Annotated in this window: 10 protein-coding genes; 4 read left to right on the top strand and 6 right to left on the bottom strand. The window is 45.4% G+C overall.

The window, feature by feature from the left end; all coding sequences use genetic code 11:
* Positions 1–35: 35 nt before the first annotated feature.
* Both FAZ15_RS01615 and FAZ15_RS01610 read right to left on the bottom strand, forming a co-directional pair.
* Positions 36–986: a carbohydrate kinase family protein gene (locus tag FAZ15_RS01615; RefSeq protein ID WP_136899468.1), complete on the bottom strand. Its 951-nt coding sequence runs from the start codon at positions 984–986 to the stop codon at positions 36–38.
* A 54-nt stretch (positions 987–1,040) separates the two neighbouring features.
* Complete coding sequence (locus FAZ15_RS01610) at positions 1,041–2,363, bottom strand: sugar porter family MFS transporter (RefSeq protein ID WP_136899466.1); 1,323 nt, start codon at positions 2,361–2,363, stop codon at positions 1,041–1,043.
* A 291-nt stretch (positions 2,364–2,654) separates the two neighbouring features.
* Here FAZ15_RS01610 and FAZ15_RS01605 point away from each other — a divergent pair, with 291 nt between their 5' ends.
* From FAZ15_RS01605 to FAZ15_RS01595, 3 genes are all read left to right on the top strand, one after another.
* A complete protein-coding gene (locus FAZ15_RS01605; protein WP_136899464.1) occupies positions 2,655–5,408 on the top strand; it encodes a substrate-binding domain-containing protein in 2,754 nt (917 codons plus the stop codon).
* Positions 5,409–5,513: 105 nt separating this feature from the next.
* A complete protein-coding gene (locus FAZ15_RS01600; RefSeq protein WP_238387112.1) occupies positions 5,514–6,764 on the top strand; it encodes an exo-beta-N-acetylmuramidase NamZ family protein in 1,251 nt (416 codons plus the stop codon).
* Between the two features lie 34 nt (positions 6,765–6,798).
* Positions 6,799–9,213, top strand: a complete 2,415-nt coding sequence (locus FAZ15_RS01595; protein ID WP_136899462.1) for a TonB-dependent receptor domain-containing protein — start codon at positions 6,799–6,801, stop codon at positions 9,211–9,213.
* 27 nt (positions 9,214–9,240) lie between these two features.
* Here FAZ15_RS01595 and FAZ15_RS01590 read toward each other — a convergent pair whose 3' ends face one another.
* The 4 genes from FAZ15_RS01590 to FAZ15_RS01575 form a co-directional block, all read right to left on the bottom strand.
* Complete coding sequence (locus tag FAZ15_RS01590; protein ID WP_136899460.1) at positions 9,241–9,822, bottom strand: NAD(P)H-dependent oxidoreductase; 582 nt, start codon at positions 9,820–9,822, stop codon at positions 9,241–9,243.
* A gap of 63 nt (positions 9,823–9,885) precedes the next feature.
* Positions 9,886–10,452, bottom strand: a complete 567-nt coding sequence (locus FAZ15_RS01585; protein ID WP_136899458.1) for a Crp/Fnr family transcriptional regulator — start codon at positions 10,450–10,452, stop codon at positions 9,886–9,888.
* Between the two features lie 152 nt (positions 10,453–10,604).
* Complete coding sequence (locus FAZ15_RS01580; RefSeq protein ID WP_136899456.1) at positions 10,605–11,222, bottom strand: hypothetical protein; 618 nt, start codon at positions 11,220–11,222, stop codon at positions 10,605–10,607.
* A gap of 16 nt (positions 11,223–11,238) precedes the next feature.
* Complete coding sequence (locus FAZ15_RS01575; protein ID WP_136899454.1) at positions 11,239–12,180, bottom strand: LytTR family DNA-binding domain-containing protein; 942 nt, start codon at positions 12,178–12,180, stop codon at positions 11,239–11,241.
* Positions 12,181–12,937: 757 nt separating this feature from the next.
* On the opposite strand from FAZ15_RS01575, the gene FAZ15_RS01570 reads away from it, so the two are divergent.
* The gene (locus FAZ15_RS01570) at positions 12,938–13,918 is read left to right on the top strand and encodes a helix-turn-helix transcriptional regulator (protein ID WP_136899452.1); all 981 of its coding nucleotides are present in this window, start codon (positions 12,938–12,940) and stop codon (positions 13,916–13,918) included.
* Positions 13,919–14,027 lie beyond the last annotated feature (109 nt).

Here is a 14,027-nt window from a genome sequence, read left to right as displayed (position 1 = left end):
GGTCCGGCTCTTTCCCTACCAGACACGATTTAGATTTAACGCAAATTGACCTCCCCTCTATTCAAAAAATGCTTCCATTGCAACCTGTGTATGCTATTGGCATCGTAGTCGGGACAAGCCCCCGTGCTTTCCGTAACAAACGCGCTCAACGTTGCTGCAAACTCCAGCATCTCTTCCGTGCTTGCCGAGGGATCTTGCCGACAGCGTTGCGAAAGAAAGGCCGCCAAGAACGAATCGCCGCTACCGACCGTATCCTTCACATCGACTTTAAAAGCCGGAAAACGGTAACTGAATTTTCCGCTATGCGAATGAAAGGTAGCTCCGGCAGCACCATAGGTTACAATCAGCTCTTCTATACGAAAGCCCTCCATGAGCTGTTCCGTTTTCTGCAGATCGCTTTGGTTAGCCGGTAATCCCATCCAGGAAGCGATATAAGCGAGCTCTTCCTCATTCATTTTCACGAGATCTGCATACCCCAGCAATTCGAAAATACGTTCCTTGCTGTAAAACGGGGCGCGTAGATTGACGTCTAACACCCGGTAGGTCGCTTCTTTCAGGAGCGATTGGAGCGTATTATAGCTTTCATCGTTTCGTGTAGAGAGGCTTCCAAACACAAAAAAATCAGCATTCCGGACAGCCTCCCGTTCTTTTTCGCCCAGGGCGATATAATCCCATGCCACGGGAAATACAATATCATAGCTAACTTCCCCTTTTTCATTGAAATGTACCTCCACCGTCGAGGTTGGAAACTGTTGGTCACGCTGAAATAGCCTTACCGGAACCGCCAGTTCCCTACACAACGCCACAAGATCATCGCCATCCTGATCCTCGCCTATCCGTGTCAACATGTCGGTATATATTCCCAGTTTATTCAGGTGATAGGCGACATTGAGCGGTGCGCCTCCCAGCTTTCTTCCCGTTGGGAGATTATCCCACAGAATCTCACCAAAACAAACCCCCTTTAACGTCAACTTCTCGTTATTCATAAGCCTTTATATTATACTGTATTCCAACTTGTTTCATCATGTTAATTCAATTCCCTAATGAAGATTGATGGTTTGCTCCATATCTTCCAACGATTTCCCTTTGGTTTCCGGCATCATTTTCAATACATAGATTAACTGCAACACCATGAAGCCCGCAAATATTAAAAAGGTGTACCCACCACCTAGCAGCTCCGTTAGCGCCGGAAAACAAAAAGTGATGATCGCCGCCATTACCCAATGGGTCAGACTGCCCAAGGTCTGTCCTTTCGCCCGCACATCGTTCGGAAATATTTCCGATATGAAAACCCAGATTACCGCACCCTGTGAAAAAGCGAAAAACGCAATATAACACATCAGGTAACCTGTGATGGTCAGGCCCTCCGTGTGTCCGGAGAAAAAGGCATAAGAAACCAACGATAGCGATGCGATAAGTCCCAAGGATCCGATCAACATCAGCTTGCGCCGGCCCACTTTATCAATAAAGTTTATCGCGATTAAGGTAAACACAAAATTCACCAAACCAATTCCAACCGTAGAGAGCAACGAACTCTGTTCTCCCAATCCGGCCATTTCGAATACACGTGGTGCATAATAAATAATGGCGTTAATTCCAGACACCTGATTGAATACCGCAAAGAGCACAGCCAACACCACGGGTGTACGATTTGCTTTGGAAAAAAGGCGTGCTTCGTTGACTATTTTAGCCTGGCTGCCCACGATATGCTTAATATCCTCTTCATAACTTTCGCTATTGATCTTCCGCATAATCACTTTGGCCCGCTCCACGTTACCCTTTTGAAGTAATAGCCAACGTGGACTTTCGGGTACAAGAAAAATAAGAACAAAAAATAAAAGAGCCGGAAACGCCTGTACACCTAACATCCAGCGCCAGGATTCCTCTCCCGTCTGTCCAATAAAATAATTGGATAGGTAGGCAATCAGAATACCCAGAACCACGTTAAATTGAAACAAACCCACCAGCTTACCCCGCGAGCCTGCAGGCGAAATCTCTGAAATGTAGATGGGTGCCGTTACCGACGATACACCAACGCCGATACCACCGAGAAAACGAAAAAGAATAAAGATGCTCCAGTCCTGTGCCAACGCCGTACCAATGGCCGAAAAGAAATACAGTGCGGCGACAAAAAATAAGGTGGTTTTGCGTCCCAGGCGATCCGAGGGATATGCACCTAAAGCCGCCCCGACAACGGTTCCTATTAAGGCGATGGCCATGGTTAAACCATGCTGAAATTCGCTGAGGCTCCAAAAAATCTGCACCGCTTTTTCCGCTCCCGAAATAACAGCTGTGTCAAAACCGAATAAAAAACCTCCTAAGGCCACCACGAATGACCATGCTAAAACCGTGTTGTTGTTCATGTTACTTACAATTGATTAATCCAAATGTAGGCTGAACATGGCGCCTAGTAAAAATAGTCTACAACTAAATTGATTAATTTTGTAACATCTTAAAAAAATTACTAAAACAACTCACAATCAGCTTTTTATAAAAATTCAACATTCACCAAAAATCCTATAAATGAACAATTTCCATAGCTTATGTTACCTACACATGCGTAGAACAAACTGTGTACTTTACACACTAAGAAAACACACATGATGCAAAAAAAATCAAAATAACGTATCTTGCCTTATCAAATCTGGAGCGAAATGTTCAAATTTCATGTTATTTTAAACCTAATTGTATTTTTATTTATAGCTTCCTGCTCCCCTCGACAGGAAAAAACGAAGTTTGTCATTGCATTTTCACAATGCGTAGGCGACGATGCCTGGCGCAAGACGATGCTGGATGAGATGAAAAGAGAACTATCTTTTTATCCGGACATCGCATTTATTTACCGCGATGCTGAAGGCGACAATGAACTACAGAAAAGGCAGATCCGGGAACTTTTGAATGAAGATATCGACTTACTGATTGTCTCGCCAAATGAGGCAGAGCCGCTTACCCCTATTGTAGACTCGGTATTCCAAAAGAACATTCCGGTTGTTGTTACCGATCGAAAAACATCATCGGGGCTGTACAACGCCTACGTAGGAGCCGATAATATAGCCATCGGACGTCTGGCAGGGCAGTACATTGCGCAAGAGACCCAGAACCGGGGCCGTATTGGCATCATGACAGGGTTAAAGGGCTCTTCTGCTTCCATGGAGCGCGAGAAAGGATTGCGCGATTTTTTGACACAGGTTCCACTTCTCAATATATCCGCACGGTTACAGGGAGATTGGGAAAAGCAAACCGCCTATCTGCAGGCAAAACAGCATATTGACGCTTTACGCGATAATGACATCATCTTGGCTTTCAACGACCAGATGGCCTTGGGTGTCCGCCAGGCACTCGACGAATCGGGGCCACACGACATCAAAATCATCGGCGTAGATGCATTACCGGGGCCAGACAACGGATTGGAAGAAATTACCAAAGGCACACTTTTTGCCTCCATGCTCTACCCTACAGGTGGAACAGAAGCCATTCGCACGGCCATCGCCATTTTGGAGAAAAAGCCCTATAAAAGAGAAAATATTCTGGGTACACTTGTCATCAATAAAGAAAATGCGGGACTGATGGCACTGCAATCCAACAAAATACAGGAGCAGCAAGAAGATATAGACAAGCGGCAGCAATTGATTATTGAACAGAACGAAATATACCAGAGCCAAAAAACAACCTTAAATATCGTCGTAGCAAGTTTGGTCTTAGCTGTCGTATTCGGCGGAATTTCCATTGTGGTCATAAAGAGCAATTGGGAAAAGAACAAACATCTGGAAGCCCAGAACAAAGAGATTTTATCCCAGCAGCAGCGGATCGTGGAAATGAACCAACGGATCCAGGAGGCATCCGAAGCAAAAAGCAGCTTTTTCACCAATGTATCGCACGAATTCAAAACACCACTCACCCTGATACTGGCTCCCATGGAAGAATTGGAACAAGAAAAAAGCCTATCACCGGAAGCTAAAGAACAGTTAACACGCATTAAGCGAAATGCAAAAAAACTTCAGCATCTGGTTACCGATCTTATCGACATACACCGTATCGATAAAGCCTCTATCAAACTTCAGGCCTCTCCTGTGCAGATTGACCACTTTATCCAACAGGTACTCGCGAATTTCAAACCCTTGTCCCAACAGAAACGGATATCGCTAAGCTATAGCAGTAAAACCCCCATCAAGGAAATCTGGGTAGATGAATACCTCATGGAACAGGTACTCTCCAATCTATTGTCCAATGCGTTCAAATTCACGGCTACAGGCGGTAAGATTTCGATCCTTGTCGAAGAAAACACCTTTGGCGACCACCTTTATATCCGTGTCGTAGACAACGGTGTCGGCATTCCGTCTTCCGCGGTGGATCATGTTTTCGATGCCTTCTATCAGGGAGCGGCCAGCCCACAAGGCTCGGGAATAGGCCTCGCCTATGTCAAGGAAATTGTAAGCCTGCACCACGGGCAGGTAACCGTCAGCAGCAAACAAGACGTGGGTTCTTCTTTCACACTACGGTTGCCTACAGGTCGCCTGCATCTGAGCGATGCCGAAATAAAACACCAGCAACAACCCGCAGCGACATTTTATCCCGACCTGGAGAATGTATGGAATGCCACGGAAGATCTGGCGGATGAAGCAGCTTCTTTCCATTCCAGTAAATCTGCGAACATATTGGTTATAGACGATCATGCTGATATCCGTCATTTCCTTAAAGCCGTCCTTGAAAAAGAATATAACGTCATCTTTGCGAAAAACTACAGCGATGCGCACACTACGATCGAAAAAAGCTACCCCGACCTCATTATCAGCGATATTATGCTTCCCGATGGTAGCGGACTTGAACTCCTGAAGTACGTAAAAAACAACCCTAACACGGCACAGGTACCGGTACTGCTTCTCAGCGCATTGGATACGGACGAGGCTAAGGTAGAAGGTATGCGCCTTATGGCCGATGCCTACCTTACAAAACCGTTTAGCGTTGCCCATTTAAAAGCTGTAATTACTAATCTTATTCTTTCCCGTAAGCAACTTAAAGAGCGCTATACCAGTATCATAAAACCTCTTGATACCATTGAAGAAACGGGATATACCGAACAAGATAAGCGTTTTCTCCATCACCTGGCCATGATTGTCGAATCACGTCTTGGCGATCAGCGTTTAAATGTGGAAGAAATTGCCAGTGAGCTCCATATTTCGCGGGTGCAACTTTACCGTAAAACGAAAAGTCTGCTAAACTGTAGCGTGAACGATTACCTTTTACAACGCCGGCTAAAAAAATCAAAACACCTTATCCTAGAAGGATTAACTATTAATGAGATAGCGGAAAAAATAGGCTTTTCTTCTCCCACTTATTTCGCTGCTGCATTTAAAAAGCAATTTGGCATCACACCTACGGCGTTTAAAAAAGACGTTCTAAAACGATAAATTTCATGCGTTTTCTTGCGTATTTAACTTTTTATTACGTACCTTACAGCAGGTTTTGAGCACATCCTTACCCCGTCTGCCCTATCCAGCTGACCAAAGCCGGATATGAAAGCAGTTGTAGAATGGTGTTTAAATCGCATAAGCCGTACATTCAATACATTAATTATGATGAAAACCCCCTTTCCGTTTCTATTTTGCGCGATTGTGCTGATCGCGACTTCCGCTGTTGGTCAAATACGTACAGGAGCTGAGCAAACCTCCGCATACGTTGGCTATCTTAAAGACAAGCGGGTCGGCATGGTCGTCAACCCCACTTCACGGATAGGCAATAAATCTATCGTGGATAGTCTTCTGGGGCTCGGTGTCAACATTGTAAAAGTATTCGGGCCCGAGCACGGCTTTCGGGGCGATGTGGGCGCAGGGGTAAAAGTAAGTGATGCCGTTGATCCGTTGACCGGGATCCCAGTCGTTTCGCTATACGGCAAGACCAATAAGCCGACGAAGGACATGTTGGCCGATGTAGACATTATGGTCTTTGATATCCAAGACATCGGCGTGCGTTATTTCACTTATATCGCTACGATGCACCGGGTTATGGAAGCCTGCGCTGAGCACGGCAAAGAACTATTGATACTGGATCGGCCTAATCCCAACGGTTACTTTGTAGACGGAAATATACTCGATATGGCTTTTAAATCCGACATCGGTATGCATCCGGTCCCGATCGTTCACGGCATGACGGTTGGCGAGTACGCCCAGATGATCAATGGAGAAGGTTGGCTGGCGAACGGCATCAAATGTAAGATCAAGGTGATCCCAATGGCGAATTACAGCCACGATATGGAGTACCTGCCACCGGTAAATATGTCGCCCAATATCAATACCTATCAGGCGATATTGCTTTATCCATCCACCTGCCTTTTTGAAGGTACCATACTCAGTGAAGGACGTGGCACCCAATTTCCCTTTACCGTTACCGGGAGTCCCGCATTAAAAGGGATCTATTCCTTTTCGTTTACGCCCGTGGCGATCAAAGGCATGAGCGCGACACCGATCTATATGGGCGAAGAATGTTACGGCTTAGATCTGCGAAACGTTGATCTAAAAAAGTTAAGACAGTCCAAGCGCATAAACCTCTCCTGGCTAATCGAACTATATCAAAAATATCCCGATCAGAAGATCTTTTTTGACAAGAAGCAAAGTAAGGAAATCGTTCCCTTCGAAAAACTGGCGGGCGGTAATACACTAAAGGAACAGATTGAGGCCGGCCTTACGGAAGATCAGATCCGCAAGAGCTGGGAACCCGGTTTACGCCAATACAAGGAAATGCGAAAGAAGTACCTGATTTATCGCTAACGTGATCGGGAGGATTTTATTAACACCTTGCGTGTTGTATTTTTTATTAATTTGTTTACTAACTGTTCTGGCACCGAGTGCTTACGCACAACATACCGAACACGTTGTTTCTGGAACCGTAGCCGATGAAAGCAGACTTCCCCTATCTTCCGTCACGGTGGCTTTACAGAATGTAGACCAACAGACGGTGTTCCGCACCGCCACGGATAGCGTGGGCCAGTTTAGCCTTCGGTACGGAATACCCGGTCGATACAGACTCATTGTCAACTACATCGGATACCGGGATTATCAATCTCCGCCATTTGAATTAGCTCGGATCCACCTGGACACGATCCGCCTTTCCACGGTCGAAAATCGGCTGGAAGCCGTAGAAGTTAAGGGTAAGGCTAAAGTATTGGAGATCAATGGCGGGACGATTAGCTATAACGTCGAAAATACGATCGGTGGGCAGGATGTATCCGCGTTGGAGGCGCTAAAACGTGCACCCGGTGTACATGTCGAAAATGAAAGCCGCATTACATTGAATGGCAAAAGCGGCGTACAGATCTTGCTGGATGGGCGGCAGACCTTTCTCTCCGGAACAGAACTTACCGATCTCTTAAAATCCCTATCGTCCAACAATATCAAATCGATCGACATCATCAATAGCCCCAGCGCGAAGTACGATGCGACCGGATCTGCCGGCATCATCAACATCCGAACCAAGAAAAACCAGGTAGTAGGCACCAACGGAACAGTAACCACTGCCGTAGCCTATGGGGTTAGTCCGAAGCAGATCCAAAATATCATCCTGAATCACCGGGTAAACAACATCAATGTATATGGCAGCTATAGCCATACCTTGGGTAACTATAATTACCTATACGGAACCAACCGCACACAAAATGGCAAATCGTACGATAGCCATACCGATGATGTCGACAAGCGCCAAAAAATGTCGACCCAGGTCGGTGTGGATTATTTTCTGAATGCTAAAAACACCATTGGCTTTCTGGCAAATGGCAACTTTATTTTTGGAGGAGGAATTACCGATACACGCACGGCCATCAGAACGCTGCCTTCCAATGCGATAGAAGAATCACTTGACGCGATCAATGACTATTATGGACAGCGCACCGGCCGTTATAACTTCAATGTCAATTACAAGTTTGAAGACACATTGGGGCATGTCTTGAATATCGATGCCGACTACGGTATTTTCGACAAGTGGAATAAAAACTTACAGTCGAACACCTACCGTGATAACCAGGACGTACTTACCAGCCAAAACCTGTACCGTACGCTAAACGGCATAGCGATCAGCTTAAAGGGGATTAAGCTCGATTATTCCATGAACCTGTGGAAGGGAAAATTCGAATCGGGTTTAAAGTACTCGCAGGTAGGCTCCGTCAACGATTCCCGGTTTTACCATGTAGAGCAAGCACAAGATAGCCTTGACAACCGCCGCTCAAATGACTTTCAATTCGACGAAAGCATCTCCAGTGCCTACGTGGACTATAAGCAACAAATAGATAAATTTTCGTTCAATGCGGGCCTTCGGATGGAAATTTCCGATTCAAAAGGCAGGCTCACTTATCAGGAAAGCAGTTCGGCGGTAGACGACGACATCAACCGAAATTACACCAACCTGTTTCCATTTTTCTCCATTACGCTACAGCCCACGGAGCACCAGAACCTGTCGCTATCCTATGGGAAACGCATTGAAAGACCCGCCTATCAGGACTTGAACCCGTTTATCTATATGCTTGATGAGCTGTCCTTCTGGCAAGGAAATCCGTTCTTAAACCCCGAGTTGACGCATCGCTTAACCCTGTTGTATTCCCTAAAGAGTTCTACGGTTGTTTCCTTCAATTTCGCCTACACGGATCAATTTAATGCGCGCGTAACCGATACGCTGGAGCGCGATAAAATTGTTATGATCAGCCGGAATGTGGGTACACAGAAGCACTCCTCTTTGGCACTTACACAGCATGTTACGCCAACCCCTTGGTGGGATGTGACGTTTAATGGCCTGTTGTACTACATTCAGAACAGCGTTTCGCTCGACCAGTATCGAAATTTCGATCTGCAACAGCTCGCGGGGCGTGCCAGCGTACTGCAAAGCTTTCGCCTGCCCTTAAAGATAAAGGCCGAAGTATTTGCCAGCTACAATTCAAACCGGCTGAGTGGGGCGAATACATTTAGCAGAGCCGTCAGTCAGGTAGACCTTGCCCTGCAAAAAACGCTGTTAAAAGATAAGGCCACGCTGCGATTTGCGGTGACCGATATCTACAAAGGGAATCAAAGCAGAAGTACCCAAAGCTTTCCGGGTTTTGAATCCTCCAGTTACGGATATTATGAATCGCGGCAGGTCAGGCTTAGCTTCAGCTATAAATTTAACCGGGGAGCATCAAAAGCGCAGCGCACCCGCAACTCGGCGTTGGAAAGCGAAAGCGGACGGATCAAGTAAGCATTCCCTTCCGCCCGAAAGCTATCGTTATTTTAACCCCGCTCCCAGCCGCTTAGCTTTATCCAGCAGCTTTTGTCTACTCTTCTCGTCCGAGTTCCTAATCACGCTTAAGTACGTAATGCCTACCGGTGTGACACCGCAGAACTGCAATACAGCCCGTTTTAGCTGATTGACACTCGGACGACCAAACAGCAACCTGTAGGCCCATCCCGGCTGATCTAAGGTGGTTATGATGCGTGCAGACTTTCCCTTGAGCAGTTTGTCCCACCATACAGAATTATCGCGGTACCGGAAGGCCATACCCGGTAGGAATAGCCGATCAATAAATCCTTTCGTTATTGCCGGTAGGCCGCCCCACCACACCGGATGGATCCAGACCAAGTGCTCGGCCCAACAAATCGTTTCCCAGGCGTTGAGCAGATCAGGCTCCAGCTCCATCCTTTTCCGATAACCGTATTGCAGGTTGGGGTTAAAATCCAAGTCCGCTACCGTGATTACCCGCACCTCCGCACCAGAAGCTCTTGCTGCCTCTATATAGGACTGCGCGATAGCTACGTTGAATGCCTCACTATTTGGATGGCCATTTATGACCGCTATTTTCTTTGTCATGCTGTATCTGTTTTTAATACAACAAAATTAGCGGGGCAATGTGTCCAAACACAGGACAAATGTCTAAAATGAAATTTCTTTTCGGATTCGGCTCAGATGCCGTTGCGTAACACCGAGATAAGAGGCCAGATATTGCAGTGGGATCTGCTGGATATATTCGGGCTGGTTTTCCAGTAGCGACAGGTAACGCTGCTTTGCACTATCCCTTTGGAGCTGAAAAAACCGTTTCTCCAATTCAAGGTATTCGTGTTCTGCATTTAGTTTTAGAAATTTCGTCCAGTTGCTATTATCCGTTACCAACCCTTCCAACTGCTTTTTGTGGATCACCAAGAGCTCCGCGTCGGTAATGGCCTGCACAGTTTCGACACTCGGTTGTCCGGTCAGAAAGGCCGAATATGGCGCCATCAGGCTATTCGGGAAGCGAAAACAGAAGGTATGATCGACCCCTGTCTCAGATAAGTAAAACGATCGGAATACCCCCGAACAGATGAAGGCGATCAGTTTGCAGGGTTCGCCCTCTACGACTAAGCAGTCGTTTTTATTCAGCTTTCGGTATTCAAAAAGTTGGGCAGCTGCTTCAATCTCTTCTTCACTAAATAAGTTAAAACTGTTTAAATACGTTCTTATCATAAGATCCCGATCAAGAAAAACCAAAGCTAAAAATAAGAAACGATTTCTTGGTCTTTTGTTGTTCCATTGTTGTGCATAGACAGGGTAGTGACTTTGCAGAGACAGGCTTGCGCTTGGGTCAGGCTAGGCTTATCCTTGGATTCTCGTACTGTTTATTCGGGTCGTTTACGGTTGTCATACAGATACTGATACAAATGGTGCAGATAGTTTAATGGGTCGACGAGCATTTTCTTAATGGCGTCTGCACGATTATCGCCATAGTTTTTTAGAGAGCCTTCGAACCGTCCAAATGAGACCCGTATACCCAGCACCGTATGCCACCATCGCCATACCTTTTTACGGCATGCTTTGCGCCAGTACTCCGCCATTTCCTCAGGGGTATATGGGTTTTCAGCTAATCGCTTTAAGAACTCCATAGGCAATTTGAATTGTCCTGTTGTATGGAATGCCCGGCAACGTCTACAGTAGTAGACGCGGCGTTCATGCCGAGCCGGATCGTCTTTAAAAATATGGTTGGTTGCCACGATCATCTTGGCTTTGCCTAAGCTTAGCGGCCGTTTCCCACATGGCAAGGCATCGCGTTCCTCTTTTGTCAGCTCCACCTTCTTGATGACACGTCGTGATACCGTTTCCCGGTAGGGGGAAAACCTATTGGTGCCTTTATTCAGTACTTGCACCAGCACGCTATGTTCCCTTACGACAACAACCATGGCCAGATATCCTTTCTTGGTCAGCCCCACCCATACCCAGTCATTCTTCCAAAGTTCCATCACCTATTCCTTTAAATTATCTAATAGCGATACCGATCCATTCCAACCATTTTTTTACCTGATCCGCACTTTCACGGCTTACCAAGATTTCCTCACCCGGCGCTACACCCTCTTTCAGTATGATTCTCATTTTACGGTTTGGCAGCATCTCGGCTCCGTCGACCACACTACGGTGTAGGATATAAGACCTGCTCACTTTGCAGAATTCTTCGTCGTCTAGAAATCTAATCAGTTCATCCAGCGTCGGCATAAACTTAAACTGATTGGAAGTACTTAGCTGTACGCAGTACCGCGCATTCTTATCGCTTCTAAAAAAGGCTATATCATTAACAGCTAATGGAATTGCCTTATAACCATCCATGACCTTGAGCGAAAGTAGAAACGGGCTGTCGTTAGATAGCATCTTCATTTGATCCGATAACTGTTCTAATAATGAGTCTATTTCCCGACTTACATCTACTACCTGTTTACTTGCGAAAAAAGCAAAGCTCCACATGTACCAACTGAGGTAAATCAAGTTCATGATGATCACAAAAATAGTTACGGGGATTAGATAGGCCTTCATATAGTTCCACATCCAAGACCATCCTTGGCTCAAGCCCACCCCAAATATCAGGTACATCAGTATGAGTTCACAGATCATTATCCCGACGACACCGTACCATACCTGAAGACTCATGCGCTTGCAAAAATGCGGAAGCCATGGCGTGCCCTTGTCCAGACGCTTATTCATCCACTGGGCAAGCGTAAAAATGAACATGGCGATCAGAAAACTAAATCCAAATACAATCCAGTAGGTTTTGTTGTCCCATTTTCCCTCCATAGAAAAAAACGAATTGGGTCCGCACAAATAGTGGCTTACCAAAATACTGAGTATCACTTGCGCGTAGACCGGGAAATAGCGTAGCTTATGTTGTTGTTGAAATAGAAGCGTTAATTTTTCGTAATGTTTAATCATAGTTATATGTGCTGATTTAGTTAATCGTTATTTACACAGGAATAATGGTATGCACAAAATACAAAAATAATAGTACTAAAAAACACCCGAATAGTAGGTTTGAAAATGAACCGACAGTCATCATTCATTATTTTAACCATACGCACTATATGATCAGGCTTCCACTGCACCACTGCATATCAAAACAGCAGCCTACCCTAAATAACAAGATATAAACATGTTACGACGCCTAAAAACTTGCATCTCAACGCTAGGGAAACCTTCCATAGCTCCGTGCTATCAGCAATAATCTACAACATGGTAGTACGAAAAAAAAAATACATGAACCGTAGTCTGTTTTTTCGTACCAAGCTATAGATAATCGATGTACAAATTTTGTACATAGCAGAAAAAACATGGAAATTGCGCATCGCTAATGTACACTTTGGTGTACATGGGGAGAAAAAGATGGAAATCATGCATCGCTAATGTACACTTCGGTGTACATGGGGAGAAAAACAAAATAAACCGTTACCAAAGACGTTACACTTCATTTTACCACATACCTTGGGCGGTTGCTAAATCACTCTTTTTTAATTAAATTATAATATATCGGCATGCAGGGGCTTTCTAGCAGCATCCAGACCAATAGTATGAAGAGACCATAACCAATGCGCCGGTACTATTAAGCAGTTGAACAAACGGTTGGCAAATTCTTTTTGTAGGATTATCGTGATGATTTTCATACCTCAAAGCGCAATGAACCGTCAGTAATTCTATGGTGTATATAGGGTTTATATTACAGGTATGTCCGTCGCATTCCACGGATCAGCCTTCTGCCGAAGTAACATTCGGCACGAAGCAACTCCCCTTTGCCCAATCTCACCGGTATACCATCGATGGCGCCTTGATACATCGAAGCCGTTATAATCGCTATAGCCTTGTCATGGATCATTATGAAATCCAGCACGCAAATGGACTCACGTTTGACATCCCCATAAACCGTCCGATCTACACCCTAATCGCACAGCACACCGGTGAAATGACTATCAGTTCTATACCCGGAAACAGCAGTCTCCGGTTCCAACCAGGCTACTGCGGTATGGTGTTCTGTGCGCCCGGAACCTACACCATTACATTAGATTCAGCACATCAACATATTGACTTATTAGGAATTGACTATTCTATTATAGAAATTCTATACGAAGAGTTTGAATTGCTCCAGGCGTTTGTTGAGCAGGATAAAAGCTCGGGGATCCATAGCATGCCGCTAATGCAGGTGGACAAGGTATTCATCAGAAAGCTCGCGCATCTACTCTACCCTAAAGTGCCACGCGCCAAAGATTACAATAGCCATCTGCTCCAATATCTGCCTGGTATTGTATCGGCATACAAAGGATTGGTGCATGGCAAAGATCAGCGAAGCTACGACGCGCAGAAACTGGAAGAGATCTGCCAGTACATCAGGCACGAGCTAAACGAACACTATACCACTCCCCCCGTCGAACACATTGCCCACCATGCGTTCATCAGCCACGATAAGTTGGGAAAGCTATTCGAACGATTACATATGACACCTAAACAATATATCCAACAGGAGAAAATGAAATTGATTGCCGCCTACCTGCTCGACAGTGACAAGTCCATTTCAGCCTTGGCCGATCAATTTGGCTTTAGCGACAATAATGCCCTCATTAAAAGCTTTAAATCCGTACACGGCATCTCGCCCGGCGCGTATCGCACACAAAATCGCTTATAGATACAGTAGTTAAAATTCCGCTTACACAAAAAAACGATTGCGGAATTCGAACTAACACTAGCGTATCTTTCCGCTCTACCTTTGATTTATCAAATACAATAAAAGGCAA

Source organism: Sphingobacterium olei, assembly GCF_005048855.1.
In the GTDB taxonomy this organism is placed as follows: domain Bacteria; phylum Bacteroidota; class Bacteroidia; order Sphingobacteriales; family Sphingobacteriaceae; genus Sphingobacterium; species Sphingobacterium olei.
Note: the sequence above shows the minus strand (reverse complement) of the source record. Positions and strands in the feature narration are given on the sequence as shown.

What these genes read in the sequence shown, in the direction of transcription:
- FAZ15_RS01575 (WP_136899454.1), bottom strand. Translation starts at nt 12,180, where the DNA reads ATGATTAAACATTACGAAAAATTAACGCTTCTATTTCAACAACAACAT.
- FAZ15_RS01585 (WP_136899458.1), bottom strand. Translation starts at nt 10,452, where the DNA reads ATGATAAGAACGTATTTAAACAGTTTTAACTTATTTAGTGAAGAAGAG.
- FAZ15_RS01600 (WP_238387112.1), top strand. Translation starts at nt 5,514, where the DNA reads ATGAAAGCAGTTGTAGAATGGTGTTTAAATCGCATAAGCCGTACATTC.
- FAZ15_RS01580 (WP_136899456.1), bottom strand. Translation starts at nt 11,222, where the DNA reads ATGGAACTTTGGAAGAATGACTGGGTATGGGTGGGGCTGACCAAGAAA.
- FAZ15_RS01610 (WP_136899466.1), bottom strand. Translation starts at nt 2,363, where the DNA reads ATGAACAACAACACGGTTTTAGCATGGTCATTCGTGGTGGCCTTAGGA.
- FAZ15_RS01590 (WP_136899460.1), bottom strand. Translation starts at nt 9,822, where the DNA reads ATGACAAAGAAAATAGCGGTCATAAATGGCCATCCAAATAGTGAGGCA.
- FAZ15_RS01570 (WP_136899452.1), top strand. Translation starts at nt 12,938, where the DNA reads ATGGTGTATATAGGGTTTATATTACAGGTATGTCCGTCGCATTCCACG.
- FAZ15_RS01605 (WP_136899464.1), top strand. Translation starts at nt 2,655, where the DNA reads ATGTTCAAATTTCATGTTATTTTAAACCTAATTGTATTTTTATTTATA.
- FAZ15_RS01615 (WP_136899468.1), bottom strand. Translation starts at nt 986, where the DNA reads ATGAATAACGAGAAGTTGACGTTAAAGGGGGTTTGTTTTGGTGAGATT.